Consider the following 25,093-nt stretch of genomic DNA (forward strand, 5'->3'; position numbering starts at 1 on the left):
TTATTCCTTTCCGATTATACGGTTGAATTGTTCTTTGATTCTTTTGCGTGCTCTGGAGAGGGTTACGCGTATATTGATGGCGTTCATCCCCGTGGCTTGTTCTATCTCTTCGAACGAACATTCGTTGACGTCACGTAACCACAACACTTTGCGTTGTTGTAGGGGCAGGCTGGCGATGAGTGCTTTGAGTTGCGCCTGTTCGTCACGTCTCTCCAGTTGTAGCTCCGGATTGTCGGTTCCGCCGAGGTCGATGTGTTCGGGCAGCGGTTCTTCCGACTGGTAACGTTTGGTTTGCATCAGGTTGAAGCAGAGGTTACGCACGATTGCCACGCAGTAGGCGGCGGCATTGGAGCGGATATCCAGTTCGTTGCGCTTGTTCCATAGCTTCAGATATGCTTCCTGCACGATGTCTTCGGCATCCTGGGCATTTTCCAACAAGGCGTATGCAGCTCGATATAGGCGTGCATGCATGGGCAGAAATGCCTGTCTGAATTCGTCGGCATTCATTCTTTCCGTTGGTTTTCCGCTTGTTTCACCAGTGCATCAATGTCGCTCTCCTTAAAATTGCCTTTGAACTGTATGAGTGCGCAGTCCTCGGAACCACTGCATACGATGAGCATCTCTTTGATGATCTCTTTCTCTTCTCTGACCAGTATCTTCACCTTGTCGTCTCCATCGCTGACGCGTATCAGGGTTTCGTATTGGTCTTCGTTGAGAGCGTTGATGCGTTTCATGAAATTCTGTTTCACGCTGTTACTGCATCTTTCCAAATCGAGTACCTTCATCGAATGGATGCTGTTTATCAGGCGTCTTGTTTCGGTGTCCTCTTCATCTTTGTCCACAAACATCAGTCCCAGTCTCATCAGGAAACGTGGGATGGAAACATATTCAGCGTTTCTTGCCTCTTTAAATTCGTTGAACACTTGTTTGGCGTCGATAGCCCAGGTCGTTTGTACTGCAACGAGCAACAGGCATATTGCTATAATCTTTTTCATGTTTTCTGTCAGTTTAACTTGAGTTGTTTTTAATCTGTTTTCGATGCGCATTCTACAAGGTAGACAAGGTGAGGCGGATTATTGTTACATGGTGTGCACAAAAAAGAGAGAAAAGTTTCGGCTGTGGCAGTTGTTTGTTCCAGATGTAGCGGTTGTTTACAAGAAGGAGGTGCATCAAAACACGCCACAGATTACTCAGATTGACACGGATCTCTTTTGAAAAGCTTGATTATCAAGTAGGATAATCCGTGCTAATCCGGGTAATCTGTGGTGAAAATTAGTTTTGATACACCTCCCTAAGCAGGGGAAGTTGTTGGTTTATTTCACTTCCCAGATGTCGTTCGTCATCAGTAACTCCTTGAAGTTGTGGTACTTCTTCTTTGCCGATACTTCTTCTATCTGTTCTTCGACGGCATCGTTGTAGGTCGGGGCATCCACGTCGCGAATCACACCCAGGGCAACCGGGAAGTCAGGACCTTCCATCAAGGCAAGCTTCAGTTGCAGGGTGTTGTCCATGCAGTGTGCATCATGTACGAGGATATCTTTTTCGCTGATACCGTTCTCTCCCAGTTTCACCACTTTCAGTCCGAAACCTTCCTGCATCAGTCCGAATTCTTTGTTCTCGCCGAAGAGCATCGGTTTGCCGTGTTCCAAATAGATGGCGTTCTTGGCACGTCCGTCCTTGGTATAAACAGCTTCATGCGTACCGTCATTGAAGATGACGCAGTGTTGCAGGATCTCGCATACAGCGGCACCTTTATGCTTGGCGGCTGCTTTCAGGATTTCCACTGTTCCGGGACCGTCCGTAGCCACGCAACGGGCAAAGAAACGACCGCGGGCGCCAAAGCAGAGTTCGGCAGGACGGAAGGGATCTTCCACTGTACCGTAAGGGGAAGATTTGCTTACGAATCCACGGGGGGAGGTTGGGGAATATTGTCCTTTGGTCAGACCGTAGATACGGTTGTTCAGCAACAGGATATTAATGTCTATGTTACGTCGGATGGCATGGATGAAGTGGTTACCACCGATGGCAAGTCCGTCACCGTCACCGGATACCTGCCATACGCTCAGTGCCGGATTGGCAACCTTACATCCGGTAGAGATGGCGGCAGCACGTCCGTGGATGGTCTGCATCGCGTAGGTATTCATGTAGTAGGGCAAGCGGCTGGAGCAGCCGATACCTGAGATGACGGCAGTTTCCCAAGGCTTAACACTGATTTCTGCCAATGCTTTGTGCAGTGAGTTCAGGAAGAAGTGGTCACCGCAACCCGGACACCAACGTGGCTGTCCTTTTTTGAAGTCTTTTGCTGTATATTCGTTCATAATATTCTTTTTTTAAAGTGGAAGATTGAAGTTGGAAGACTGAAAATTACAGAGTGGAAGTCTTTATTCATCCCTCTTTATTTTCAATTTTCACCTTTTAGTTTTCCATTATTTTACTGAAGGCTTCCACCAGTTCGCTCACCACGAACGGCTGTCCTTTTACTTCATTGAATTGGTAGGGTGCGAAATTGTCCACTTTCATGCGGAGATATCCGGCAAACTGTCCTAAGTTCTGTTCGGCAACTACCACTTTCTTATATCTCTTCAGTACTTCGGCTGTATTCTTCGGCAGCGGGTTGATGTAGGAGAAGTGTGCCAAAGCAGTTTTCTTTCCAGCTTTGTTCAGCTCATCCATTGCAGAATACAAGTGTCCGTATGTTCCTCCGAAACCGACAATCAGCAGGTCTGCATCGTCTGCACAACCTTGCACTTCTACATCGGGAACAGTGATTCGTTCTACCTTCTCTGCACGCAGACGGCACATCAAGTCATGGTTTTCGGGATCGGTGGAGATGGAGCCTGTGTTGCTGTCCTTTTCCAGACCGCCGAGGATGTGAGTATATCCTTCCTGTCCCGGGATGGCCCAGTAACGTGCCTGGTTTTCCGGATTACGCTTATAGGGGGTATAATTGTCTTTCATTTCCGGAGTTACGTACTGCGGTTTGATGTCGGGATAGCTATCCAGATCGGGCAGACGCCATGCACCGGAGCCGTTGGCCACGAAAGCATCTGTGAGCAGCACTACCGGGGTCATGTGTTCCAATGCCATCTTACATGCTGCGTAGGCTGCATCGAAGCAGTTGGTGGGCGATGTAGCTGCAATCACCGGCATGGGGCTTTCGCCATTACGTCCGAAGAGAACTTGCAACAGGTCGGTTTGTTCCGACTTGGTGGGCAGACCGGTAGACGGACCACCACGCTGTACGTCGAGCACTACTAACGGCAGCTCGGTGATGACTGCCAGGTTCATAGCTTCTGATTTCAGGCAGATACCCGGACCGGAAGTCGTGGTAATGGCCAGTGCGCCGCCAAAAGAAGCGCCTACAGCAGTGGCACAGCCGGAAATTTCGTCTTCGCACTGTACGGTGACTACACCCAGTGATTTATGTTTGGCAAGTTCGTGCAATACGTCGGTAGCGGGAGTGATAGGGTAAGAACCCAAGAACAGTTTCAGTCCGGCTTTCTCGGCAGCGGCAATGAAACCGTAGGCTGTAGCCTTGTTACCCATGATGTCCATGTAGAGACCGGGAGTCTTGGTCTTGCTCTCTATCTTATAGGTATGTGCCACGGAGGCGTGTGTATTATGTCCGTAGTCGTATCCGGCATGTATCACTTTGATGTTGGCTTCCGCTATGCCCGGTTTGCGGGCGAATTTCTCTTTCAGGAAGTCTTCGGCGATTTTCAGGTCGCGATTGAACAGCCAGCACACCAAACCGAGAGCGAACATGTTGCGGCATTTCAGCATCGATTTGTTATCCATGCCCGTATCGGCAAGGCAGTCTTTCACCATCTGCGAGATGGGAGCTGCGATGACGTCCTGCTTGATGCCCATTTCCTCGATGGGATTGTCGGTTTTGAAAGCAGCTTTCTGGAGGTCGGAAGCCTGGAAGCAGTCCGTGTCGATGATGATGCACGCGGTAGATTTAGCAAACTTATATTGTGTTTTCAACGCGGCGGCATTCATTGCCACCAGTACGTCGCACTGGTCGCCCGGGGTGAATACCTTGCCGGCGCCGATGTGTACCTGAAAGCCCGATACGCCGGTCAGAGAACCTTGCGGGGCACGGATGTCTGCCGGATAGTCGGGGAAGGTACTGATGTCGTTTCCCACCGTAGCCGATACTGTTGAGAAGATGTTGCCGGCGAGCTGCATACCGTCGCCGGAGTCACCGGAGAAGCGGACTACCACTTGATCCAGTTCTTTTACCATCATGTCGTTTGCCATAATTCTGTATTACTATGATTAATTTATAGGATCTTTTTTAGGTAATGTTCCTATGAAATTGGAACATACCTTAAACTGTGCATTTTCAGAGATGCACTTGCAAATGTCGCAAAGTTATGTGAATTAGCAAAATCTTTTAGAGGTAATCTGTATCTATATGATAGAAGAAAGTGGGAAAAATAGGCGTATTTGCCAACCACTATCTAACAATTGGATTCATAATCTTCTTGATAAAATATTCGTTCCGCCTTGTTAAATCGGAAGAATGCCTTATCTTTGCAACCACAAATCAGATTTTGCTGGAGGTCCTGTAGTTCAACGGATAGAATAGAAGTTTCCTAAACGTATGTTCTTCCAAACAATGGCAAAGGTAGTAAAATTTAGATTTATAGTAAATAAGAAAAGGAAGTTATAACGATAATTATTACATAAGGCTCTGTAGTTCAACGGATAGAACAAGAATTTCCTAAATTTTAGATAGGGGTTCGATTCCCCTCGGAGCTACTTTTCAAGTCCATTCCATTACGGGGTGGACTTCTTTTTTTACAGCATTTACAGCAAAAAATAGGTATATTTGCGGATAAAAGTTCTACTATAGTTCTACAAAGATTATGGCTACATTCAAAGCAGAGGTGTACGCTCACCAAAAAAGGGCTGACGGCACATATAATATAAAGATAAGGGTTATACACCAAAAGAGGAAAAAGTACATCCCGACCACTTACTACGTGACAAAGGATGATTTGACACGCACGACTTTCAAATTGAAAAACCAAAAGTACATAGATGCCACCGATGATATGATAAAGAAATACCGTTCCATTTGTGACCGCATGGGGGAACGGCTTAAATCCATGACCGTTGAGCAGGTGGTAGATGCAATCACTAACGACAATGGGGAACACTTCGATTTGGATATAGTGGCTTATGCCCGTCAATACATATTGCACTTAAAGGAAACCGGGCATACAGGCAATGCGCTTTCTTACCAAGTAGCTATTAACAACCTTGTACGCTTTGTTGGCAGGGATAGCGTGAGCATAAAAGAAATCACGGTTAAGTTTATCAATGATTGGATAAAGTGGATAAAAGAGAATCCGGCACGTTCCAAACCCGAAGCCAATCACGGAGAAAGGGCACAGAGCCTATATATATCCCAGCTAAGAGCCATACACAACCGAGCAAAGAAAGAGTTTAACGATGAGGATGCCGGGCTGATACGCATTCCCTATTCTCCTTTTAAGAGGGTGGAAATTCCAAAAGTTCCAGTTACAAGAAAAAGGGCTATTTCTACGGATTTACTTCGTAAATTTTCGGAGCTGCCTTATTCTTTGATTATGCAACCGGGGACAAACAGGTACAATCTCGCAAAGGATGTCTTTCTTTTGAGTTTCTGCCTAATCGGAATGAATGCGGTAGATTTGTACACTTGTACGGATTTGAAGAAAGGACGAATTACATACCAACGGACAAAAACAAAGAATCGGAGAGCCGACAAAGCGGAAATATCTGTGAGGATAGAGCCGGAACTAAAAGCCCTTATGAAAAAATATAAAGACCATACCGGGCAAAGGGTCTTTAATTTCTACAAGCTGTATTCAAGCGTGGATAGCTTTACGGCTGCAATTAACAAGGGTTTGAAAAAGATTGGTGATGATTTGGGAATAGATGATTTGGAGTTTTACGCAGCCCGCCATACATGGGCAACCATTGCAAGCAATGAAGCCGGAGTAGATAAATACACCGTTCACACAGCTCTTAACCACGTGGACGAAAATATGAGAGTGACGGATATTTATATTGCGAAATCGTGGGACAGCATAGATGCTGCCAACCGTAAGGTATTGGATTATGTCAAGCTATCTTTGGATGATGTAACAGAAAAGAAGTATATACCCAAAAATAAGCGTGTTTTGCCTAAGCAAAATTTGTAAGCTGTTATAGTTCAGTGATTTACAAGCCTATTTTTGCTTAGGCAAAATTTTAATAGGTGTTTATCTATCCTCTAAATCTGTATTATCTCTGATAATCAGATAGTTGCAAATTTTGCCTAAGCAAATTGCCTAAGCAAAATGATTTTGCCTAAGCAAAAATTATAATATTCTGATAATCAAATAAATAGTTGTTTTTAAGCCTAAAAATAGTGTTTTGCCTAAGCAAAATTTGCAAATGATTGAAATACAGTGTGTTATAAGCGTTATTTTGCCTAAGCAAAAATATAGCCTTTTTGCGTTTGCCTAAGCAAAATTTGTAAGCTGTTATAGTTCAGTGATTTACAAGCCTATTTTTGCTTAGGCAAAATTTTATGCAAGTTATAAGGGATAATATATACTAATATATAATATTATATAGTTAATTAAGAGTAAATATATGAAATAGGGGTGTGGGGGAAGAACAAAAAAAGGCGATGCTGATTGCACCGCCTCTATGTATCAAAAATCATCACTTACATTCATTACCTTGTTGATGGAACTATTTATTTCAGTGACTTTATCACCAAATCCTTTTAGGATGTAATCTAAATAAGAAATAATAATCTCATTTTCTTTTATCCACTTCTCCCGGTATTTAATTTCTTTTTTCCCCTTTTTTGAATTACTGTCAAATGTCAGTATCTTTTCTTTGTACTCTTTATTTTGGCTAATGTATTTTTCTCGTACGCTTATGATGTTATCATAACCCCATGAAGTTTCTTTTTTAAAATCATATTCAGATAATTTGGTAATCATCTCTAACTCTTCAATCATACTTTCTAAAGAACTTGTGGGAAGATATTCAGTTTCGACATTTCTATCAGGCTGTACACTTGATGTGAAGTTTGAGAATATAATGCGGTATTTGTTTTCCCGACAATCAATTTTCACATTCATGTTAACTCTGATTTTAGAGTAGCTGTTTACTCCATTTTTTTTAGATAGGTATGAAGATACTTTTAGAATGGTTGTCCCGCTTTCTTTATCGCTTGTGTCAATAGACGAATCCCACTCTGTGGTGTTAGTACTCGCCCACTGTTGGGCATTTAAAAACAAATAATCTTTTGAACCCTTAACCTCTGTTATGTATTCAGTTTTAGCCCCAATTTCACTATACGTGTTTTGAGCAAAGGAATTTCCTGTTATCAAAGCTATCAGGCAAAGCATTAGCAAAGTTTTCATAAGTGTGTATTTAACGGTTGTACTTAGCAAGCTACTGTAATACACACGAAAGCGTGGGATTACTCCGAGGATTAAGAGGTACGACCAAGCACCTAACAGCCCATACAAGAGTAATGCCCACGCAAAGCGCAGGCATTAGCAAATTGTCTGAGGGCTGTTTCTGAAATTTGGTCGTTTTCTTAATCCCTACAACAATAGCCAATGCTATTTAGTGATATTTTAATTCAGCAGCAAATATAGTGTATTATTTGTTATAAAAATAGTCTTGCAGTGTTATATTTATAATGACGTATCAAAAATATATAGGTTTTTGTTTCCAAATAAGCGGGGATTTTGTACCTTTGTAGAAAATAGTAGTTTATATGGGTAATTGGAGCGTACAACAAGAAGCTAAGAAAGAAGTCAAGGAGAAAGATAAAGTGAGGCGTGAAAAACTTGCTGGATTCTTTTTTAACTTGGCGCAACTCACATTTGCGGGTTTGGTTCTTGGTGGAATAACTCCGATATATGCCAATGTGGAAGCTGGTATAAACTGGTATGTTTTGACAGCAGGGAGTGTTTGGACTATAATGCTTGCTAAAGTAGGAAATACAATTTTAAAATAATAGATATGGAAATGTTAGGAGCTATCTTTACCGTTGGAATAGTTGTGACGGGTGCATTTATGATTTGGCTAAGAACAAAATCTGGCAAGAAATGGCTTGCTAATTTGTGATATGGAATATTTGTAAGAAATAGCCCCATGCAGACTAATAATGTTTGCATGGGGCTATTTTTGTTCTTCAAACATTCTTCCAAATCCAGTAAGCAGCCATTTGGCACTTACTCCATACTCCTTAACCATAGGATACAACCAAGATAATTGAAACCATCCACGCTCCAAGTCTTTTCTTTGCGCAATAAAATTTCTTCTATCTATGTTGTTGAGCCTACAGTATGTATTTACTCCTCTTATTTTCTTCATGGCTATAATGGCATCCAGCGCACTATAGAACCTTTCCATTATTTGCTTGCTTATGACGGTATTCATTGCGATATATGGCTCTTCAAGTTCTCTATATCGGATTTTAGCAACTCCAATTCACCTGTAGGCTCATTGGTTATTATAGCCGTAGTAATAGCGTTGGATATTTCCCTTTGCGCATCTAATACCCTATCAGGGTTTACCCGGTTAATTAAAAGGACTTCTTTGTAGAGGTCTATAACCATTCTATAATACTTTTCCATATCAATACTTCCTTTGCTTTAAACCAAACACTATACGGCATTGGCACATTCGGCAGGATTCTCCGTTTGGGCACTTCCCTTTTTAAGTTCCTCTATTTCGTTTTGCAATCTGCCTATCAATCTATTCAACCGTTCTATTTCCTTATCTTTTTCTACTAACATTCCATAAGGTGCAATCAGCTTGTCATTCATCATCTTTACGACTTGTCTTGAAAAAGCGTCAGCACCAGCAAACATGAAATCTTCGGGAGTGACTTCTTTTAATACCGTATTTTGTTTTGGTGATATATCCGAATAATATTTTGAAATATCACCGAATTCAGACTGCAATATATCCAATTTCTCTTTTGAAATAGGTTTTATTCCGTTTTCTATATTTGAAATATAGTTTTGTTTACACATTAATATCTCTGCCAACTCCTTTTGAGTAAGTTTTCTATCAAGCCTAAACCTCTTTAAATCAAATCGTTGCATATAAATAGAATATTTTTAATAGAAAATATATCCAAAAGTTTTGTTATATTCGGATATATAGCCTATATTTGTTGCGTAATTAAATAAATGACATTACAAATATAGCCAAAAAGCGTGTTTGTAGAACATATAAATTAGAGAAAATGAAAAAAGTAACCCAAAAAGACTATCAGTCTTTTATTCAGATTTACAAAGGATTGCCTGAAAGGAGTGCTGTAAAAGCTCCAAAAACTGAGTTTGTGGAGGAAATAGCGGCTCTGTGTATGTGTAGTACCAAGACGGTACGAATGTGGATTCATGGCGTACAAAAGCCGGATGCCCTCAAACAAAAGATGATTAGTGATAAACTGGGCGTTCCAGCCGATATTTTATTTCCTGTTACAGAATGAAAGCTATAGAGTTCTACACAACCCCGGAGGGTGAAGTTACTATGCGCCCTATCGGAGAAGCCGAAAGGCAGTTGAAAGAAACTGATACCGACTTTATCCAAGCTTTCTTGGCTATACTGAGGGAGTTTTATCCCGAAGCATACGATGCGCTTATGGATATATACTCTAAAAATTCAAACAACAAGAGGTATCGGGATTTCATAGCGGTGCGTAGATTCATTAAATGCAACTTCGGTCTGTATGACAACATGATTGATGTAGATGAGAATTGGAACTTTAATTTTGAGTTTGTAGGTTGTCCATTACGTGGAGAATGCAAACATGATAAAGTTATTTGCGCTCCTAAATTCAACTCTAAGTTGTCCGATAGGCAAATAGAAGTTATGCGAATGCTCTATGATGGGAAAAACGATTCAGAAATAGCCGAAAAGCTGTTTATCTCTTTAAATACCGTGAACAACCATAGAAAAAACAGTTTCCGAAAGGTTGGAGTACATTCAATGGCTGAATTTATGCGGTATGCTATGACTAACAATCTTTTCAAATAACAAATGCAACACCGATGAAAGGAGAAACTTTAGCAAACCTTATCCAATGTGGCGTTACGCTACTTCTTGGCATTATTGCCCTTGCTGGGGCATTGTTCTGTAATGCCTCATTTCACTTCTTTACCGCTATGGCTTGTTTTTGGCTGGCATGGGTTTTCTATACCGACAATGAGTATGGGATAGTAAGTGTTAGAGAATATTTTAAGAACCGCTACAAAAAGGACTGACTTATGGCAATTCAGATGGAACTATACGAGTTAAAGAATCTCTGTATGGAAATGGCTTCTTTGGGTGCTGCCAACTATGTAAAACAGACTATCCCGGCAAAAGACCTCATTTCACAACGTGAAGCATACAGATTGTTTCAAGAGTGCCGGGTGAAACGCTGGCAAAAAGACGGCAGAGTTTCTACTATCCGTGGCGGTAGCTCTATACATTCCAAAGTATTGTATTCACGTGCCGAACTTATGGCAGTGGATAAATCAGAGAAAATCAACTCTATAATTAATAAGTGATATGCGAACAATCAAATTAAAATCATTATCCCTTGTGAATTTTAAGGGAATCAGAAGCCTAAATATCGGTTTCTCCGATGCGGAAACGCTGGTTGCTGGAGAAAATGGTACGGGCAAAACAACTGTGTTCGATTCATTCCTTTGGCTTCTTTTTGGAAAAGACAGTACGGGACGGTCGGATAGTAATTTCAACATTAAAACGTTGGATTCGGACGGCAAGCCTATTTTGCACCTTGAACACTCCGTTACTGGTGTACTATCAGTGGATGGCAAGACGGTAACACTGCAACGCTGCTATGTGGAAAACTGGGTCAAGCCACGTGGAACTACGGAAGAAAGCCTAAAGAATCATGCAACAGAGTTCTATTTGAACGGTGTTAAGTTGGCTACCAAAAAGGAGTATGATAGTGAAGTAGCTGCCATCATCCCGGAAGATGTTTTCCGAATGATAACCAACCCTTTCTACTTTACATCAATGAAGCCGGAAGCGCAAAAAGAAATCCTTTTGGATATGGTAGGAACGCTTACCGACCAAGACGTAGCGCAGACCAAGCCCGAATATTTGGAGTTGCTGGCTCAGTTGTCCGGCAGGAGCATCGCCCAATACGCCAAAGAGGTAGCCGCCAAGAAAAAGGCTTGCAAAGATGAATTGTCAGTTATTCCCTCTCAGATAGAAACGGCTCGTAAACTTATGCCGGAGGAAGAGGATTGGGTAGCCATTGATAGTGAGATTGAGGATAAAAATGCCCGTATTCAGCAGATAGAGGAACAAATTGCCGACAAATCAAAGCTGAATGAGCAGGAATATCAACGTAAGGCTTTTATCCAAAAGCAAATAGGTGAAAAACGCCTACAACTCAATAGTAGAATGAATGAAATCGCTACAGAAGCTAACAAAGGGTGCAATGAGGCATCTTTGAAGCTGAACGAATTGGAATATTCGTTGCGTACTGAAAAAGCCTCTTTAGACAGAAAAAGGCAATCGGTTGCGGATATGGATATTGAGATAGAAAAGCTTAATACCAAATTGTCCGCATTGCGTGGTGAATTTTCATTTATCAGCAAGGAGGAACTTACCTATAATGAGGGTGAATTTATTTGCCCCACTTGCAAACGTCCTTTGGAAATTGAGGATATAGAAGCCAAGCAGCGTGAAATGCAAGCCAACTTTAACGCTAATAAGGCGGCACGTCTGAAAGCGAATAAAGAGGCTGGCATGGCTAAAAAGCAACGGCTTGAAGAAATGCAAGGGCTTAAAGACCGTACCAATGCCGAAATCGAGGAGCTGGAACAAAAGATAGAGCGTATCAATGCCGATATTCAACAAGCAAAGGCTTCTATCCCCGAGGCGCAAAACGTGGAAGCAATGATAGCATCCGACCGAACTTGCATTGACATCAAGAACGAGATTGTCGAACTTGAAAATCAGCTCAAAGTGGATGCAAAGATTGTGGACGTGTCGGAACTGCAATCGGAGAAAAGAACTTTGAATGAAGCCGTGCAAGGCTTATACAAGCGTTTGGCAAACCGTGAACAAATCGGCAGGGCTGAAAAGGAAATCGCTTCTTTGGAAGAAAAGCGCATTGCCAACAATCAAAAGTTGGCAGACCTTGAAAAATGGGAGTTTACGGCACTCCAATTCCAAAAGGATAAGGATGCGGAGCTGTTGAAACGCATTAACGGAATGTTCAGATATGTATCATTCTCCTTTGTGAACGAACAACTGAACGGAGGCGAAAAACTGACGTGTGTATGCACCGTGAACGGTACACCTTTCCTTGACGTGAACAATGCCGGACAAATCAATGCCGGAATAGATATAATCAATGCCATTTGCACGGCAAAGGGGGTATCTGCACCGATTTTCGTTGATAATGCGGAAAGCGTGAATCAAATAATCCCATCACTCAGTCAGATTATCCGGCTGGTGGTAACTACGGACAAAGAACTAACCATTAAATAATTGCGATTATGACACAGCAAGCGACTACAACCATACAACAGGCTGCAAATGGTGGGCAGGTAGCTACTCAAAGAAAGCCTGTAGATATTCTTAAAAGCATGATGAATGCCGAAAGCGTACAAGAACAATTCAAAAATGCGCTTGGTAAAAATTCGGCAACATTCGTAGCCTCTGTAATTGACCTATACAACGGAGATAGCAATCTGCAACTCTGTAATCCTAAACAGGTGGTAATGGAAGCACTCAAAGCTGCCACGTTACATTTGCCAATAAACAAGGCTTTGGGCTATGCTTTCATTATCCCGTTCAAAAACTCCAAAAAGGATGAAAAGGGCAACTGGATTAAAGTGTATGAGCCGACTTTTCAAATGGGCTATAAGGGTTATATTCAGCTTGCCATGCGCACGGGACAATACCGTACCATCAATGCGGATGTGGTGTATGATGGTGAGTTGCGCAAGGTAAACAAACTGACCGGGGAAATAGCCTTTGACGGTGAAAGGAAAAGCGATAAGGTGATAGGCTATTTCTGTTACTTTGAACTTATGAACGGCTTTAGCAAGACTTTGTACATGACAGTGGAGCAAATGGCAAACCATGCAAAGCGATACAGTAAAGCCATCACAAGCGATAAGGATGTAACGGTTGAAAAGTTGCTGAATTTGGCTAATTTGCCCGTTTCTCCCGATAGCAACAAGGTTGGTTGGATGGGTAACTTTCACGGAATGGCACAAAAAACCGTTATCCGTAATTTACTGAGTAAATACGGCTATTTGTCCGTAGAAATGCAAAATGCCATCACCAATGACTACGAGGGTGACGAAACTTCACAGCGTGAAATATTGACCGACAATTACGCAAACAAACAGTTGATTGATGCGGAAGATGTGAGCTTTGAAAGCGTGTCAAGCGAGCAACAAGCGGAAACTATTGACCCCGGATATTGATAGCGTATGAAACTGATAGTTCTTGGTTCAAGTAGTAGTGGCAACTGTTACATTTTGGATAACGGTAATGAAGCTCTGATTATAGAGGCTGGAATCCGTTTCCAAGAAGTCAAGAAAGCGTTGGATTTCAATCTGAGAAAGGTTGTAGGGTGTGTGGTAACGCACGCCCACAACGACCACGCCAAATATATTAAGGCAATGGTGGATAGTGGATTTCACACGTTGGCATTACGGGAGGTATGGACTGCAAAGGGCGTTTGGGATTCCCGTTCTTTGGTGGTTAAAGAGGGCAAAGGCTATAAGATGGGTAATTTTAAGGTACTTCCTTTTCCTGCTTGCCATGATGTGCCATGTGTCGGCTATCTGATAGACCACCCCGATATGGGAAAGATGGTATTTCTTACCGATAGCTGTATGTGCGAATATCAGTTCAAGGGGCTTAACCATGTGCTGATAGAGTGCAATTACTCTGATAAGAAGCTCATCGAGGCGATTACAACCGGGCGCACGTTGCCCTCACAGCGTGAACGTCTGCTTACCTCACACATGGAGCTTACTACGTGCAAGGGGTTTTTGGAAGCAAACGACTTATCCCATGTTTCGGAAATCGTGCTTTTACACCTTTCCGAGAATAATAGCGATGAGCCTTATTTCATATCGGAAGTGGAAAGGCATACGGGGAAAGTGGTTTATGCGGCAAAGCTGGGTTTAACGATTGATTTAGACAGAATATAAGGATATGGCTAAACTCCAAGTAGAAAAGAGAAACGGGTTATTTGATTTGAAGCCTCTATACGAATGGATGCGTAACGCTTTGGATGGTATCTATAGGATAGAGGTTAAGAAAGTCAGAAAGCCACGTTCTTTAGACCAAAACGGGTGGTTGTTCGGGTGTATTTACCCTATCCTTTTAGACGCTCTTTTGGAAGCTGGTTGGGAGTTCGTTTCAGTAGAACAAGTGCATGAGTTTTTTAAGGCTCAAATGACGGCTGACAAAGTGGTAAATAAGCACACGGGGGAGATTATAGAGTTCCCGTGTTCTACAGCCGCTATGGACACGGTGACATTCTCCACCTATTGCGAAAAACTGAGGGAGTACGCCAAAGAGTTTCTGAATGTGGATATTCCCGACCCGGATAAATATTGGAGAAGCCATGAAAAGAATACCTAACAGCGTGGTATCTGAGCTGATACGCTTAGTGCCCATTTTGATAGCAAATATTCCACCCGGACAAAGTACGAGAGTGGATAACGCAATAAGATTAACAAAAAAGATTATCAACAAATTAAAAACATTGAAAGATGAGAACATTTGAAATTACAGAGAAAGAAGTAGCGGCTGCATTTCGTGAAGCGGAAAGTGGAGAAGCAAAGAAAATATTGGCGGCTTTGTTCTGCAAGGAAGAAATGGTAAAACCTACACTGGACGATTACAAGACAATTCGCACGTATGAGGATGCTTGTAAGGCACTTGGTGAGCCTATTTTTGAAGACCCTAATAATTTGCCCAATCATATCATAGCCCTTATGAAGTTGGAAACTATTAGCCGGGCTTTGTGGGGTAGAAATTTCCAACCAAAGCCAGATGGAGAGGGAAGCAAAGTGTATTGGTATCCGTGGTTTGCCTTATGGACTAAGAAAGAGGTTGAGGATATGAATCCCGAACAAAGAGGTGCCCTTGTGTCTGCTAATGCGGATCTTGGTGCGTTTGCGGGTTTCGGTTGTCTGGCTGCGCTTTATCGTTCCTCGTCTGCGGATGCGGGCATTGGGTTCCGCTTGTGCCAAGAAACGGAAGAAAAGGCTAAGTATTTTGGGCAGCAATTCATTGAACTTTGGGCTGAATATTTGAAATTCAACTTTACCGTAGGAAATCGTTTGAAATAAAAGTGTGTTTATCAAACATATTATCAACTAAAAAATAAAGTGAAATGAAAGACATCATGTTAGCCGATACCCCGGTGGAACAAAGGGAACAGATTCTACGTGATAGCTGCGACCAAATTGTAGAACGTAGCTACACACGCAAATTTGACACGCAACAGATTAACGAAAGACGTGCTGAACTTGCAAACGTAGCAATTCAAAAAGCTGATTTGGAAGATGAGTTGGCTGGAATCAGAGCTGAATACAAGTCCAAAATTAAGCCTTTGGATGAGAGAATTGGAAAGGTTCGTGATGAGTTGAAAGCCGGAGGCGATTATGTAAAAGGTGATTGCTTCAAGTTTGTAGATGAAGATGAGGGCATGGTTGGATTCTACACCCCGGAGGGTTATTTGCTGGAGCAACGTGCCATGACGCAAGAAGAAAGACAACGTAACGTATTCCGTGCCATTAGAACGGATAGAACGGGCACGAATGATTGATTATTAACACATTAAATTTTAGTAAAATGGAAAATCAAGAAAAAGGATTAACCGTAAACATCGGTGAGTACAAGGGTGAAAAACCTATCGAAGTAGTGTACAGAATTGGTAATGCTCCTAAAGCATTGGACGAATTGCCCATTAAGCAACCGGAAAGTATTTCTGTATCAGGTGTTATCAGAACTCCGTTAGATTGGTTGGAAAAGCGTATTGACACCATCGACCAAAAGCGTGCGAATGTTAAGGTAAACCGTGAGAAAATGAGTATCACGCTTACCGTGAATGAGGATGATTATTACACTAAAAACACCTTTGTAGGTACGGTGGAATTATCGGAAGTCTTTTCAAAGTTTGGTATCAATAACGGAGAATGTGGCTGGATTCCTGCTAAACTGGGGCAGTTCCTGCGTTTGAATCGTGGCGTATTTATGCAAAAAGAGGATTGTATGAAGCTCGTTTCGGTGTTAAAGAACTTTACGGCTAACGCCAAGACTGAAATTCAGAAACAGCGTGACCCATCCGGCTCTATGGCTGAGGTGTACCGTTCACAAGTAGAAAGTAATTTGCCCAAGAGTTTCACGATTAACATCTCCATTTTCAAGGGAACTGCAAAAACACCTATTGAAGTTGAGTTCGACCACTATCTTTCTAATGGTGATGTGTTGTTGCAACTTGTTTCGCCCGGTGCTAACGAACTGGCAGAGGACTACAGAGATAAGTGTATTGATGAGGTGTTGGACGGTATTCGTGCCATTGCCCCAGATATTGCTATTCTTGAAATCTAAATACTATATCGTGGGGGAGCAATCCCCCACTTATAACAGCTCATAATATGGCTAATAAAAAAATTATACCGCCTATGCCTTTCGATGCCACCGCTTGGTTATCCAACAATGCGGCTATGAGGTTGTCATTTGCTTGTAAGGGCTTGTGGCTGGATATGCTTTGCTGTATGTGGGTGAGTATAGAGCGTGGGGTTATGCTGAAACCTATTGGCGGTGCGTACACGGTTGATGAATTAGAAGCCCTTTACGGAAGTGGAACAAAGGAGCTGATAGAATCATTGATTAACGCTGAATTATTGTCTGTAAGGAATGATGGGGCTTTGTACAACGCTGATATGGTCAAGATGGAATCAATACGGGTAAAACGGTCTGAGGCTGGGAAAAAAGGTGGTGTAACTATGGGTAAACGGATATTAGCCAAAGTTGATGCGCTTGTGGAAACGCCACCGATAGAAATGCCACATACACCTTCCCCAACGGCTGAAACGCAACACGGGGCGCAAGCAGACCTATTTCCCGATGATTTGCCGGAGAATCCACCGCCACTGACTGATGAACAACAGCGGAAGATTGCAAAAGCCAAGAAGTACAATTATGCTGATTACGTTACTTTGACACGTGATGAATACGCAAAATTATGTACCGAATATGGCGAAGAAGCCGCTAAAGCGATGATTGATATTCTCAACAATTACAAAGGTTCTAAGGGTAAGAAGTATAAATCCGATTACCTGACTATTAGGGGCTGGGTAAAAGATAAGTATTACGAAAATATGAATAGATATGGACAACAAACTGGTACAACGATTGCAACAGATATTGGCAAACCAAGCGCAAAGAGGACTTTTAGGGACACGCTTTAAGATTGAGAAGTTTCCCGAAAAGGACATAGCGGAAATGCTAAGGATGTGTTATCAGTCAGAAGTTGAGCGCAGAAACATGAAGTATGTTTCGGATGAAGCCACGTTGGAAAAGATAGGCAAAGCAGCTAAGTTCCTTTGCGGAAACGGAAAGTTCGGCTTGCTTCTGTATGGTACGGTAGGGAGTGGTAAAACCACGCTTGCAAAGGCGATATGCAACATTATAGGTATCTTATACAATAGTGATTTATCTTCCGAAAGAAAGGGTGTGTACCGCATATCAGCTCTGAACCTTGCCAAGTCAATAGCCGATGACCCGACTTATTTCAACAAGCTAAAGAATCAAGAACTTTTGTTTATTGATGATGTGGGCACTGAACCAGCAAGCGTGAAAAGTTGGGGCAACGAGTTTTCCCCGGTTACTGAACTAATCTATGCCCGATATGACAGGCAGCTATTCACTATAGCCACTTCCAATTTGGCAGATGAGGAATTTGGCGACAGGTACGGAGAGCGTATTGCTGATAGAATGGAAGAAATGTTTGAACGGCTGCACTACAGCCAAAAAAGCTATCGAAAATGAGATTTGCGCTCAGAAACAAAACAAAGCTCATTAATGCTTTCGGTGAAGCGTATTACAACGAACTTATTGCAAGCATTAATAGCTTTCAATCTAACTACACGCCCGATTGCCATTATTGGAACGAGGCGATACAAAAAGAAATGCTGGATATGCCAAGTAGTACCCACCCGGATAAGACATTTTCGTTTGCCATTGTGAGCGAAATGTGGGATGTGATAACGCTTGCTTATTATTCAGCGAGTAATACACCAAGTAAATAATAAAGCTATGCAACACCAAAAATCAGAAAAGAAAAAAGTGGTTGTGACCTTATGCCGTGTATTCCCGGTTACACATTCTTTGGCTGGAAAGCCTACAGAGTTTGAGGGCAAACTAAAAGAGCATAAGAAGATACATACTATACGCTACAATAAAAATGGCGTGTGGGATAAGAGATATAAAGATATTGCATCCGGTAAAAAATATCTTTCAGTGCGTGAATGGACGGGCAGACCGTACAACTCAGAGCAACGGGAATTTGCCCGGTATGAGAAGATAGGTTTACAGCATATTACTATGACCTATGGAAGCGATGATACCATGCCCAAAGTATGGGTAGACAACAAGAAAGTTTCAATCCATGAAGTAGCAAAGAATGATGGTTTGAGCGTGGAGGACTTTGTAGAATGGTTTTTCGGGAACAACAAAGAGAATGTTTTTGAAGGTGTTGTTATTCATTTTACCTCTTTTAGATACTAAGACATGGAAAAGATTTGTAATAATTGCTCTTTTATGAAGTTGAAAAAAATAAGGGACGGTTATAGTGCTTATTGCTGTATGGCTCATACAATAGTTAAGGGTGGTACTAAATATACAGACCCCAAAGGTGTACTTCCTCATTTCAAATGTAATTGTGGCAAATTCAATTGCAAGTATGAATGAAATAAGACACTGTAGCGAATGTAAATACTATTGGTGTTATCCTCATACAACCCAAATGTATTGCTACAAATTAGGTAGGCGCATAACAGCAAGAAAGAAGTATTGTAAACATTATAAGCCCAATAAATGATAGTAGTATGGAAACGAATAAAACAAAAAATACAGACCTGTTTTTGATTGACCCCCGTAATATCGTGGTTGTGGACGGTTTCAATGTAAGACGTGATTTTGACCTTGACGAACTGAAAGAGCAAATAAAGGCAAAGGGTGTTTTAAATCCTCTGACGGTTATAGCCTTTAAGGATGATGATGGCAACGAGAAATACAAATTGGTGGATGGTGAACGCAGGTATAGGGCTACCATGTTGGCTATATCCGAGGGTGCGGATATTCCTTATGTTCGTGCCATGAAAGCCCGAAAGGACGCTTCTACTGAAGAATTGTACATTCAACAGATGATGCGTAACGAGGGTAAGAAATTTACCGAATACGAGTGCGCTATCATGTTCAGACGTTTCAAAGAAGAATTTGGATATAGCCAAGTTGAGATAGCGGATAAGTTCAAGAAAAGCCCGGCTTTCATAAGCAAATGCCTTTCCTTGTTGGATTTGCCCCCGTACATTCAAGAAAGGATTATGAAAGGGGAATTGTCGGTTAAGGCAGCTAAGGAGATTGCCGCCAATTATGGCAGTGAGAAAGAACAGGTAAATGCTGCAAAGTCGGCTGTGGATAACGCCAAAGAAAACGGTAGGGCTACAGCTACCAATAAGGAGGTTCTTAATTCTCTGAAAGATTCTAAAGAAGCAAAAGCCATTGCGGAAGCTCTGAGAAAGGTTTGGGCTTATTTGGATGGTGAGGTTATCGTGGACGTGGATAAGCTGGCAAAGCTACTGGATAAGACGGAAAGCCTTAGCCAAGCGATGAGAGAATACAAGAAAGAGGGTATAAAATGAAACTGAGGAAAGAAAAGGAACAAATACCTGCGGATTTCCGCAAACAAATGTATGAGAGCTACAAAGCCAATATGACTTTATACGGTAAGCCAATTCTCCCGTACAAACAATGGCTGAAAGACGTGTTTAACACTAAATTACCTTGTTGTGGTAAATAGATGGCATGAAAACGCTGATGATTGACATAATGCTGAATGACCGCTTTTATGCGGCTTTCAGATATAGGTATTGCCCGGCTTTCAAATTCGATATTGAGGATATGGCTAACAAAGTTTATGAGCGATACCCCACCCTGCGAAAAAGGGCTATGAATGGTGAAAAAGTAGTATTTGCATTTTAATGATTTGAAGATATGGAAATTAAAAAGAAGATAGTAGTGCCTACGGGCGAAATATATACCGCTATAGGTGAAAAGGGAATGTTGGAGTTCCTTACGGTTGGAGATTATGGTAAGAACGCTAATATCAAAGCGGACTTTTTGGGGATTACCCGTGATTTGAACGGTGTACCCAATGGCGAGCCGATGCCTCTTACTGAAAAATGGGTGATTACCATTTCCACACAGTACGGTTGCTCTATGGGCTGCAAGTTCTGCGATGTTCCAAAAGTGGGTATTGGGAGAAATGCCACTTTTAATGATTTGAAAGGAGAAGTGCTAACGGCTATCAAGCAACACCCGGAAGTGAAGCACACGAAACGTCTAAACATACATTATGCACGTATGGGAGAGCCTACATGGAACGCAAATGTGTTGCTTCATGCAATCAGTATAAAGAAAGACATAGAGCCGTTTATAGGCGATTCTTTGGTACACCCGGTTATAAGTACAATGCTGCCAAAGAAAAATAAGAAGCTGGTTGAGTTCTTACATAAGTGGTGTTACATAAAGAACGAGTTTTATAAAGGTGATGCCGGACTTCAATTCTCCATCAATACAACGAATGATGAAGAAAGAAATTATCTGTTTTCGGGTAGTTCGCTTTCACTTGGTGAAATATCAGAAATTGGAAAGTCGCTGCCTATGCCTGTTGGCAGGAAATATGCCTTAAACTTTGCTTTGGCTGATGATACGCATATAGACGGCAAGCGTTTGAGAGAGCTTTTCAACCCCGATAAATTTATGTGTAAGATTACCCCATTGCACCGAACAAATAGCTGTGATGAGAACGATTTGCACACAAGCGGAGGCTATGAGCTGTTTACCCCATATAAAGCCGTGGAGGAAGATTTGAAAGGCAACGGATTCGATGTTATTGTGTTTGTCCCCTCTTATGATGAAGATAACGGGCTTATCACGTGTGGCAACGCTATCCTATCCGGGAAAGTTCCTACTTCAAGTTACCAAGAAACAATATACTGATATGGCTAAAATAGTAGATAACCCCAAAAGGTTTAAGGTGATTGAATTGAGCCGAAACGAGTTGGCTAAAATTGGCGGTATTGGTATTTGCGATAGATGTAACGGTACTTCTAATACTGGCTATTATGTAGCCGTGCTAAATTGCTGGTTTTGTCCTAAATGCTACAATGAATGGTACGGATGCGCCACTCATTACCCGGAAGATATAAAGATAGAAAACAAGAATTTTGAGTATTATAAAAATTTATTTGACCTATGAGCAAAGAGGAATTGCAAGCAAAATTGGCGAAAGCCAACGCAGAGAACAAAGGTATGGTGGTTTACCCTGAATACTTCAAGAAGAAAAAGAAGCGTATGCGCCCCGACTTCATAAAGAAGCTGGAAGAAACTGCAAAAGCGGATTTTACCGATGTGGATGATTACGGAGTGTATAAAGTTGGTTCTTTCCTCTATAAGAATGCCTTTGTAACCATATCTAAAGATGATGGGCTATGGACGTTGCACGTGATAAGTGAAGCCCCGATAGGTTTGCCGCTCATTAAAGAGGTGAGGTACAAATATCTGCCTAATAACCTTATGATGGCTCAGATTTTCGGAGATAGAGCCGAAGCAAACGAGATTAAGGGCGTTATTCTGTATCAGATTCCCAACGGAGAAATGGAGGCTGAATAATGATTTATGTAGGGATTGATACGGGTGTAAATACTGGGTTCGCTGTTTGGGATAGCAAGCAGCGTTCCCTACTTCAAGTATGCTCTTTGCCTATACATAAAGCGATGGAGCGTGTACGTTCCTTGTATGATGAGTATAAGGCTGGTATAGGTGACAAAGTGATTGTAAGGGTGGAAGACCCCCGGCAAAGAACGTGGTTCGGAACGGAACGTATGAGCCGTGAAATGGAACGTAAGAAGTTGCAAGGTGTAGGCTCTGTGAAACGGGATGCCTCTATATGGGATGATTATCTAAAAGAGTTGGGCGTGGAGTATGAAATGGTTGCCCCGAAACGCAATGTAACCAAGCTGACACAAGAACGGTTTAGGGCTTTGACTGGATGGCAAAAACAGACAAATGAGCATGGACGTGATGGCGCAATGTTGGTTTATGGCTTTTAGTATTCTTTTTACGGTCAAATATGTGTTTGATAAACGCATATTTAGTATATTTGCAATATGATTCACCAAGTAAACAAATAAGCTATGGGTATGTATATTCTTATCGGATTAACGCTGTTTTTTTTAGCCTTGTTGCTCATGTCTGAGTATATAGGTAGGAACTTTTGGAGGTTTGCCCCAAAAGAGCATTTGAAGCAAGGGGAAAAGATACACGTTTATATCAATGGCAAATACGATAGGCACGCAACCATTACGAGCGTGTCCGATGATTCGGTTAGTATCTATGGTGCGGTGGCATTGCCCGTTGATTACCGGGGTTCTTTCTATGCCATTGGCAAAGATTCCGTAGGTGCAAAGCTGGTATATGTGAAGTACCGCAGGCGTTACCGCTTTGTGAAGCTCTGTGAACTTTTTAGAAAGGGCTTCTGTGTAGAAGATGATGAGGAACAATTAATGCCGGATTCCCATTCTTCGGAGAATGACGAAACCAAAGACGAAACGGAGGTTGAGAATGAAATGTAGTGAGATTACATACAAGAAAGTTTCGGAGCTGGTTTTGTTGCCTGAAAATCCACGTACCATTACGAAGAATGACTTTGAAAGGCTGGTGGATTCCATAAAGATAAACGGCTTTTGGAAACACCGACCTTTGGCGGTTATGGAGCGTGACGGTAAACTGGTGGTATTGGCAGGAAACCAACGCTTGAAGGCTGCAAGAAAGCTGAAACTTGCCGATGTGCCCGTTATTCTTTATTCGGAACTGACCCCGGATGAGGAAAAGGATATTATTCTGAGGGATAATATCAACAATGGCGATTGGGCTTACAATGCCTTACAAATGGATGAGTTTTGGAAAGATGTAGATTTCGGCTTTATTGGGCTTGATTTTCCATCCGATGATGAGAAGCCCGGAAAGGGTAAGAAGAAAGCGGCTAAAGAGGCAGAGGAAACGGAAGCCGACCAAAGCGCAGAGGAAGAAATGGACGATGAGGAACAAAGCGAGGAAGAAGCCGAAAAGGAATCTTTCTACCGTTCCATGTTTAAGGACGTTCTTTATGAAAGCGATAACGTCTTTGAAATTCCCAATCTCTTATTGGATATGCAAGCTGGAAAGGTAGAATTGCCTTTATCTCCGTGGGGTGCTAACAGCCGTTTGCGTAAAGATGTGGCGACATATCATTTCTATGTGGACGATTATCGCTTTGAGGCTCTTTTCAAAGACCCGATAAATTTACTCACAAGCGGATGCAAGGCGGTGGTAGAGCCGAATTGTAGTTGCCACGACCAAACGCCTGTAGCGTGGGGCATTCAGCTTATCTACAAGAAACGTTGGCTTTCTCGTTACTTCCAAGAATGCGGAATCAAGGTTTATGCTGACTTGAATGTTTCTCACAAGTTTATTGAGTACAACAAAATGGGTATTCCCAAAGGATATAATGCTTTCTTTACCCGTGGGCTGGACGGTTGGATGGAAAGCCTTAAATCTGATTTGCAAGTAGCCCAAGAAATAAGCGGGCTTGAAAAACCAAACCTTATCGTTTATGGTGGGGGTACGGAAATTCAGAAGTTCTGCCGTGAACATGGGCTGTTGTACGTCACAGATTTTATTAACGCAAAAAAGAAGTAAAGTATTATGGGACGAAATTCAAGTGGAACACGTGGAGGACTGCAACCGGGTGATGCAACATATAAAGGCTCTGTTGGTAAGCCTGAGCCTTTGGTAAACATGAAAGACCCGGCTCTGTATAAGGCAACCAAAGAAGCTATTTCACGCTATCATTCCGTACTTGGTGTAAGGCAAAAGAATGTAAAGTTGGCAGAACTATCGGCTGGCACTTATGGCGTACACGTTACGGCTAATGGGAAGTCGGAGGGTGTTTACCTTAATAAAAAGCATTTCATGCAAACGAAAAAAGCTGTGGAAGCTTCACACAAGAGAGGCTATGCGAGTGGGTGGAGTACGAAAACCAACAAAGCGGTAGCCCATACCGTAACACATGAGTTGGCACACGCTACATGGAATGCAAATATGACAGGGGCAAACCAAAAAGCGGCTGGAAAGGAAGTGAATAAATTATTTAAGTCTTGGAAGAAAGACAATAAGAAATCCGGGTATGGAAAGTATGCGGAAACCAATGTGTCGGAGTTCTGGGCTGAAACCGTTACTAAAGCGATACATGGTAAAAGTGATAAATATACCAAGAAAGTAAAGGAAATCTGCAAGAAATACAAACTATAGAGGTATTTTTGCTTAAATTAATTCAATGCAACATGGAGAAGATAGAATTAACCGCTGATGAGATTAAGGTAATCAAGCAGCAATTAAATGGTGAAATCGAGGTTTGGAATGCTGATGATTATCAGCAAAAGCATCTCACTTCGGTAATTGACAAGGCGAACGCCCTTTTGGAGGAATTGGATGCCTACGATGAAATGATAGACGAAAAGGGCGGTGATACCATCCTTTGGTTTTGGGATAAGTACAAGGCACAAGAGAGTATCATAGAATAATTAACCGGGTAAAGGGAATCGGACGGTATCACGCTATCCGATTTTCTTTACTTCATAAATGTGTTTGCAGAACACATAAACCAACGATAAATCAACGGATGGCACTTTTTGAGAAAGGAAATAAAATAGGGAATAGATTTTCATCTGATAACCAACCCCAAAAT

Annotated in this window: 34 protein-coding genes and 1 tRNA gene; 27 read left to right on the forward strand and 8 right to left on the reverse strand. The window is 42.0% G+C overall.

The window, feature by feature from the left end:
- The 4 genes from QZ323_RS00130 to QZ323_RS00145 all read right to left on the reverse strand — a co-directional run bounded on the left by QZ323_RS00130 (position 1) and on the right by QZ323_RS00145 (position 4,263).
- Entirely contained in the window at positions 1 to 507 is a 507-nt protein-coding gene (locus tag QZ323_RS00130) for a sigma-70 family RNA polymerase sigma factor (protein ID WP_294631898.1), read from the reverse strand.
- On the reverse strand, positions 504 to 995 hold the full coding sequence (locus tag QZ323_RS00135) for a DUF4252 domain-containing protein (RefSeq protein WP_294631899.1): 492 nt from the start codon (positions 993 to 995) through the stop codon (positions 504 to 506). The genes QZ323_RS00130 and QZ323_RS00135 overlap by 4 nt, the downstream gene beginning before the upstream one ends.
- Positions 996 to 1,313: 318 nt before the next feature.
- Complete coding sequence (locus QZ323_RS00140; protein WP_294631900.1) at positions 1,314 to 2,318, reverse strand: 2-oxoacid:ferredoxin oxidoreductase subunit beta; 1,005 nt, start codon at positions 2,316 to 2,318, stop codon at positions 1,314 to 1,316.
- A 97-nt stretch (positions 2,319 to 2,415) separates the two neighbouring features.
- On the reverse strand, positions 2,416 to 4,263 hold the full coding sequence (locus tag QZ323_RS00145) for a 2-oxoacid:acceptor oxidoreductase subunit alpha (RefSeq protein WP_294631901.1): 1,848 nt from the start codon (positions 4,261 to 4,263) through the stop codon (positions 2,416 to 2,418).
- A gap of 432 nt (positions 4,264 to 4,695) precedes the next feature.
- On the opposite strand from QZ323_RS00145, the gene QZ323_RS00150 reads away from it, so the two are divergent.
- Together QZ323_RS00150 and QZ323_RS00155 are read left to right on the forward strand one after the other, a co-directional pair.
- A tRNA-Arg gene (locus QZ323_RS00150) sits at positions 4,696 to 4,767 on the forward strand.
- A 107-nt stretch (positions 4,768 to 4,874) separates the two neighbouring features.
- A complete protein-coding gene (locus QZ323_RS00155) occupies positions 4,875 to 6,197 on the forward strand; it encodes a phage integrase SAM-like domain-containing protein (protein ID WP_005655495.1) in 1,323 nt (440 codons plus the stop codon).
- 498 nt (positions 6,198 to 6,695) lie between these two features.
- Here the strand turns inward: QZ323_RS00155 and QZ323_RS00160 are convergent, their stop codons facing one another.
- Entirely contained in the window at positions 6,696 to 7,418 is a 723-nt protein-coding gene (locus tag QZ323_RS00160) for a DUF4468 domain-containing protein (protein WP_005655493.1), read from the reverse strand.
- A 362-nt stretch (positions 7,419 to 7,780) separates the two neighbouring features.
- Here QZ323_RS00160 and QZ323_RS00165 point away from each other — a divergent pair, with 362 nt between their 5' ends.
- Complete coding sequence (locus QZ323_RS00165; protein ID WP_005655492.1) at positions 7,781 to 8,023, forward strand: hypothetical protein; 243 nt, start codon at positions 7,781 to 7,783, stop codon at positions 8,021 to 8,023.
- Between the two features lie 164 nt (positions 8,024 to 8,187).
- Here the strand turns inward: QZ323_RS00165 and QZ323_RS00170 are convergent, their stop codons facing one another.
- From QZ323_RS00170 to QZ323_RS00180, 3 genes are read right to left on the reverse strand one after another with little or no spacing between them, the layout of a single operon-like run.
- Positions 8,188 to 8,421, reverse strand: coding sequence for a hypothetical protein (locus QZ323_RS00170; RefSeq protein WP_005650572.1), 234 nt, complete (start codon positions 8,419 to 8,421; stop codon positions 8,188 to 8,190).
- A 23-nt stretch (positions 8,422 to 8,444) separates the two neighbouring features.
- The gene (locus QZ323_RS00175) at positions 8,445 to 8,645 is read right to left on the reverse strand and encodes a hypothetical protein (protein WP_032592282.1); all 201 of its coding nucleotides are present in this window, start codon (positions 8,643 to 8,645) and stop codon (positions 8,445 to 8,447) included.
- A 30-nt stretch (positions 8,646 to 8,675) separates the two neighbouring features.
- Positions 8,676 to 9,119, reverse strand: a complete 444-nt coding sequence (locus tag QZ323_RS00180; RefSeq protein ID WP_032592280.1) for a helix-turn-helix transcriptional regulator — start codon at positions 9,117 to 9,119, stop codon at positions 8,676 to 8,678.
- Between the two features lie 143 nt (positions 9,120 to 9,262).
- On the opposite strand from QZ323_RS00180, the gene QZ323_RS00185 reads away from it, so the two are divergent.
- The 24 genes from QZ323_RS00185 to QZ323_RS00300 all read left to right on the forward strand — a co-directional run bounded on the left by QZ323_RS00185 (position 9,263) and on the right by QZ323_RS00300 (position 24,929).
- The gene (locus QZ323_RS00185) at positions 9,263 to 9,508 is read left to right on the forward strand and encodes a hypothetical protein (RefSeq protein ID WP_005655486.1); all 246 of its coding nucleotides are present in this window, start codon (positions 9,263 to 9,265) and stop codon (positions 9,506 to 9,508) included.
- Complete coding sequence (locus QZ323_RS00190; RefSeq protein ID WP_005655483.1) at positions 9,505 to 10,056, forward strand: helix-turn-helix transcriptional regulator; 552 nt, start codon at positions 9,505 to 9,507, stop codon at positions 10,054 to 10,056. Before QZ323_RS00185 ends, QZ323_RS00190 begins: the two co-directional genes overlap by 4 nt.
- Positions 10,057 to 10,070: 14 nt before the next feature.
- Positions 10,071 to 10,283 carry a hypothetical protein gene (locus QZ323_RS00195; protein ID WP_008642482.1) on the forward strand — a complete coding sequence of 71 codons (213 nt, stop codon included), beginning with the start codon at positions 10,071 to 10,073 and terminating at the stop codon, positions 10,281 to 10,283.
- Between the two features lie 3 nt (positions 10,284 to 10,286).
- Positions 10,287 to 10,571, forward strand: coding sequence for a hypothetical protein (locus QZ323_RS00200; protein ID WP_005655479.1), 285 nt, complete (start codon positions 10,287 to 10,289; stop codon positions 10,569 to 10,571).
- Positions 10,572 to 10,605: 34 nt separating this feature from the next.
- A complete protein-coding gene (locus QZ323_RS00205; RefSeq protein WP_287132995.1) occupies positions 10,606 to 12,534 on the forward strand; it encodes a hypothetical protein in 1,929 nt (642 codons plus the stop codon).
- Positions 12,535 to 12,542: 8 nt separating this feature from the next.
- Positions 12,543 to 13,481: a recombinase RecT gene (locus tag QZ323_RS00210; protein WP_008642484.1), complete on the forward strand. Its 939-nt coding sequence runs from the start codon at positions 12,543 to 12,545 to the stop codon at positions 13,479 to 13,481.
- Between the two features lie 6 nt (positions 13,482 to 13,487).
- A complete protein-coding gene (locus tag QZ323_RS00215) occupies positions 13,488 to 14,216 on the forward strand; it encodes an MBL fold metallo-hydrolase (protein WP_065539769.1) in 729 nt (242 codons plus the stop codon).
- 4 nt (positions 14,217 to 14,220) lie between these two features.
- Positions 14,221 to 14,652 (forward strand): hypothetical protein, encoded by a 432-nt coding sequence (locus tag QZ323_RS00220; protein WP_065539768.1) that lies wholly within the window; start codon positions 14,221 to 14,223, stop codon positions 14,650 to 14,652.
- Positions 14,653 to 14,783: 131 nt separating this feature from the next.
- The gene (locus QZ323_RS00225) at positions 14,784 to 15,365 is read left to right on the forward strand and encodes a hypothetical protein (protein ID WP_294631902.1); all 582 of its coding nucleotides are present in this window, start codon (positions 14,784 to 14,786) and stop codon (positions 15,363 to 15,365) included.
- Between the two features lie 44 nt (positions 15,366 to 15,409).
- Positions 15,410 to 15,844, forward strand: a complete 435-nt coding sequence (locus QZ323_RS00230; protein ID WP_007219315.1) for a hypothetical protein — start codon at positions 15,410 to 15,412, stop codon at positions 15,842 to 15,844.
- A gap of 26 nt (positions 15,845 to 15,870) precedes the next feature.
- Positions 15,871 to 16,629, forward strand: coding sequence for a hypothetical protein (locus tag QZ323_RS00235; protein WP_065539766.1), 759 nt, complete (start codon positions 15,871 to 15,873; stop codon positions 16,627 to 16,629).
- Positions 16,630 to 16,676: 47 nt separating this feature from the next.
- A complete protein-coding gene (locus QZ323_RS00240; RefSeq protein ID WP_065539765.1) occupies positions 16,677 to 17,492 on the forward strand; it encodes a hypothetical protein in 816 nt (271 codons plus the stop codon).
- Positions 17,413 to 18,072 carry an AAA family ATPase gene (locus QZ323_RS00245; RefSeq protein WP_226812473.1) on the forward strand — a complete coding sequence of 220 codons (660 nt, stop codon included), beginning with the start codon at positions 17,413 to 17,415 and terminating at the stop codon, positions 18,070 to 18,072. The genes QZ323_RS00240 and QZ323_RS00245 overlap by 80 nt, the downstream gene beginning before the upstream one ends.
- Entirely contained in the window at positions 18,069 to 18,332 is a 264-nt protein-coding gene (locus tag QZ323_RS00250; RefSeq protein WP_007219318.1) for a hypothetical protein, read from the forward strand. The genes QZ323_RS00245 and QZ323_RS00250 overlap by 4 nt, the downstream gene beginning before the upstream one ends.
- 7 nt (positions 18,333 to 18,339) lie before the next feature.
- Positions 18,340 to 18,810: a hypothetical protein gene (locus QZ323_RS00255; protein ID WP_294631903.1), complete on the forward strand. Its 471-nt coding sequence runs from the start codon at positions 18,340 to 18,342 to the stop codon at positions 18,808 to 18,810.
- Positions 18,811 to 19,130: 320 nt separating this feature from the next.
- Positions 19,131 to 19,946 carry a ParB/RepB/Spo0J family partition protein gene (locus tag QZ323_RS00260; RefSeq protein ID WP_065539763.1) on the forward strand — a complete coding sequence of 272 codons (816 nt, stop codon included), beginning with the start codon at positions 19,131 to 19,133 and terminating at the stop codon, positions 19,944 to 19,946.
- A gap of 352 nt (positions 19,947 to 20,298) precedes the next feature.
- Positions 20,299 to 21,306 (forward strand): Fe-S-oxidoreductase, encoded by a 1,008-nt coding sequence (locus QZ323_RS00265; protein ID WP_065539762.1) that lies wholly within the window; start codon positions 20,299 to 20,301, stop codon positions 21,304 to 21,306.
- 1 nt (position 21,307) lies between these two features.
- Positions 21,308 to 21,565: a demethylase gene (locus tag QZ323_RS00270; RefSeq protein WP_065539761.1), complete on the forward strand. Its 258-nt coding sequence runs from the start codon at positions 21,308 to 21,310 to the stop codon at positions 21,563 to 21,565.
- Positions 21,562 to 21,978: a hypothetical protein gene (locus QZ323_RS00275; protein WP_065539760.1), complete on the forward strand. Its 417-nt coding sequence runs from the start codon at positions 21,562 to 21,564 to the stop codon at positions 21,976 to 21,978. Before QZ323_RS00270 ends, QZ323_RS00275 begins: the two co-directional genes overlap by 4 nt.
- A 104-nt stretch (positions 21,979 to 22,082) precedes the next feature.
- Positions 22,083 to 22,418, forward strand: a complete 336-nt coding sequence (locus QZ323_RS00280) for a hypothetical protein (protein ID WP_294631904.1) — start codon at positions 22,083 to 22,085, stop codon at positions 22,416 to 22,418.
- Between the two features lie 84 nt (positions 22,419 to 22,502).
- A complete protein-coding gene (locus tag QZ323_RS00285; RefSeq protein WP_065539758.1) occupies positions 22,503 to 22,940 on the forward strand; it encodes a hypothetical protein in 438 nt (145 codons plus the stop codon).
- Positions 22,930 to 24,045 (forward strand): DUF4417 domain-containing protein, encoded by a 1,116-nt coding sequence (locus QZ323_RS00290; protein WP_032530958.1) that lies wholly within the window; start codon positions 22,930 to 22,932, stop codon positions 24,043 to 24,045. Before QZ323_RS00285 ends, QZ323_RS00290 begins: the two co-directional genes overlap by 11 nt.
- 6 nt (positions 24,046 to 24,051) lie before the next feature.
- Positions 24,052 to 24,657, forward strand: a complete 606-nt coding sequence (locus tag QZ323_RS00295) for a hypothetical protein (RefSeq protein ID WP_005655448.1) — start codon at positions 24,052 to 24,054, stop codon at positions 24,655 to 24,657.
- A gap of 32 nt (positions 24,658 to 24,689) precedes the next feature.
- Positions 24,690 to 24,929: a hypothetical protein gene (locus tag QZ323_RS00300; protein WP_005655447.1), complete on the forward strand. Its 240-nt coding sequence runs from the start codon at positions 24,690 to 24,692 to the stop codon at positions 24,927 to 24,929.
- Positions 24,930 to 25,093: the final 164 nt, after the last annotated feature.

The sequence above is a fragment of the uncultured Bacteroides sp. genome, assembly GCF_910585845.1.
Taxonomy (GTDB): domain Bacteria; phylum Bacteroidota; class Bacteroidia; order Bacteroidales; family Bacteroidaceae; genus Bacteroides.

What these genes read in the sequence shown, in the direction of transcription:
- QZ323_RS00260 (WP_065539763.1), top strand. Translation starts at nt 19,131, where the DNA reads ATGGAAACGAATAAAACAAAAAATACAGACCTGTTTTTGATTGACCCC.
- QZ323_RS00140 (WP_294631900.1), bottom strand. Translation starts at nt 2,318, where the DNA reads ATGAACGAATATACAGCAAAAGACTTCAAAAAAGGACAGCCACGTTGG.
- QZ323_RS00160 (WP_005655493.1), bottom strand. Translation starts at nt 7,418, where the DNA reads ATGAAAACTTTGCTAATGCTTTGCCTGATAGCTTTGATAACAGGAAAT.
- QZ323_RS00265 (WP_065539762.1), top strand. Translation starts at nt 20,299, where the DNA reads ATGGAAATTAAAAAGAAGATAGTAGTGCCTACGGGCGAAATATATACC.
- QZ323_RS00200 (WP_005655479.1), top strand. Translation starts at nt 10,287, where the DNA reads ATGGCAATTCAGATGGAACTATACGAGTTAAAGAATCTCTGTATGGAA.
- QZ323_RS00165 (WP_005655492.1), top strand. Translation starts at nt 7,781, where the DNA reads ATGGGTAATTGGAGCGTACAACAAGAAGCTAAGAAAGAAGTCAAGGAG.
- QZ323_RS00285 (WP_065539758.1), top strand. Translation starts at nt 22,503, where the DNA reads ATGGGTATGTATATTCTTATCGGATTAACGCTGTTTTTTTTAGCCTTG.
- QZ323_RS00230 (WP_007219315.1), top strand. Translation starts at nt 15,410, where the DNA reads ATGAAAGACATCATGTTAGCCGATACCCCGGTGGAACAAAGGGAACAG.
- QZ323_RS00145 (WP_294631901.1), bottom strand. Translation starts at nt 4,263, where the DNA reads ATGGCAAACGACATGATGGTAAAAGAACTGGATCAAGTGGTAGTCCGC.
- QZ323_RS00190 (WP_005655483.1), top strand. Translation starts at nt 9,505, where the DNA reads ATGAAAGCTATAGAGTTCTACACAACCCCGGAGGGTGAAGTTACTATG.
- QZ323_RS00295 (WP_005655448.1), top strand. Translation starts at nt 24,052, where the DNA reads ATGGGACGAAATTCAAGTGGAACACGTGGAGGACTGCAACCGGGTGAT.
- QZ323_RS00280 (WP_294631904.1), top strand. Translation starts at nt 22,083, where the DNA reads ATGGAGCGTGTACGTTCCTTGTATGATGAGTATAAGGCTGGTATAGGT.
- QZ323_RS00225 (WP_294631902.1), top strand. Translation starts at nt 14,784, where the DNA reads ATGAGAACATTTGAAATTACAGAGAAAGAAGTAGCGGCTGCATTTCGT.
- QZ323_RS00275 (WP_065539760.1), top strand. Translation starts at nt 21,562, where the DNA reads ATGAGCAAAGAGGAATTGCAAGCAAAATTGGCGAAAGCCAACGCAGAG.
- QZ323_RS00170 (WP_005650572.1), bottom strand. Translation starts at nt 8,421, where the DNA reads ATGGAAAGGTTCTATAGTGCGCTGGATGCCATTATAGCCATGAAGAAA.
- QZ323_RS00255 (WP_294631903.1), top strand. Translation starts at nt 18,340, where the DNA reads ATGCAACACCAAAAATCAGAAAAGAAAAAAGTGGTTGTGACCTTATGC.
- QZ323_RS00155 (WP_005655495.1), top strand. Translation starts at nt 4,875, where the DNA reads ATGGCTACATTCAAAGCAGAGGTGTACGCTCACCAAAAAAGGGCTGAC.
- QZ323_RS00240 (WP_065539765.1), top strand. Translation starts at nt 16,677, where the DNA reads ATGGCTAATAAAAAAATTATACCGCCTATGCCTTTCGATGCCACCGCT.
- QZ323_RS00290 (WP_032530958.1), top strand. Translation starts at nt 22,930, where the DNA reads ATGAAATGTAGTGAGATTACATACAAGAAAGTTTCGGAGCTGGTTTTG.
- QZ323_RS00220 (WP_065539768.1), top strand. Translation starts at nt 14,221, where the DNA reads ATGGCTAAACTCCAAGTAGAAAAGAGAAACGGGTTATTTGATTTGAAG.
- QZ323_RS00175 (WP_032592282.1), bottom strand. Translation starts at nt 8,645, where the DNA reads ATGGAAAAGTATTATAGAATGGTTATAGACCTCTACAAAGAAGTCCTT.
- QZ323_RS00250 (WP_007219318.1), top strand. Translation starts at nt 18,069, where the DNA reads ATGAGATTTGCGCTCAGAAACAAAACAAAGCTCATTAATGCTTTCGGT.
- QZ323_RS00195 (WP_008642482.1), top strand. Translation starts at nt 10,071, where the DNA reads ATGAAAGGAGAAACTTTAGCAAACCTTATCCAATGTGGCGTTACGCTA.
- QZ323_RS00130 (WP_294631898.1), bottom strand. Translation starts at nt 507, where the DNA reads ATGAATGCCGACGAATTCAGACAGGCATTTCTGCCCATGCATGCACGC.
- QZ323_RS00235 (WP_065539766.1), top strand. Translation starts at nt 15,871, where the DNA reads ATGGAAAATCAAGAAAAAGGATTAACCGTAAACATCGGTGAGTACAAG.
- QZ323_RS00215 (WP_065539769.1), top strand. Translation starts at nt 13,488, where the DNA reads ATGAAACTGATAGTTCTTGGTTCAAGTAGTAGTGGCAACTGTTACATT.
- QZ323_RS00180 (WP_032592280.1), bottom strand. Translation starts at nt 9,119, where the DNA reads ATGCAACGATTTGATTTAAAGAGGTTTAGGCTTGATAGAAAACTTACT.
- QZ323_RS00185 (WP_005655486.1), top strand. Translation starts at nt 9,263, where the DNA reads ATGAAAAAAGTAACCCAAAAAGACTATCAGTCTTTTATTCAGATTTAC.
- QZ323_RS00270 (WP_065539761.1), top strand. Translation starts at nt 21,308, where the DNA reads ATGGCTAAAATAGTAGATAACCCCAAAAGGTTTAAGGTGATTGAATTG.
- QZ323_RS00135 (WP_294631899.1), bottom strand. Translation starts at nt 995, where the DNA reads ATGAAAAAGATTATAGCAATATGCCTGTTGCTCGTTGCAGTACAAACG.
- QZ323_RS00245 (WP_226812473.1), top strand. Translation starts at nt 17,413, where the DNA reads ATGGACAACAAACTGGTACAACGATTGCAACAGATATTGGCAAACCAA.
- QZ323_RS00210 (WP_008642484.1), top strand. Translation starts at nt 12,543, where the DNA reads ATGACACAGCAAGCGACTACAACCATACAACAGGCTGCAAATGGTGGG.
- QZ323_RS00300 (WP_005655447.1), top strand. Translation starts at nt 24,690, where the DNA reads ATGGAGAAGATAGAATTAACCGCTGATGAGATTAAGGTAATCAAGCAG.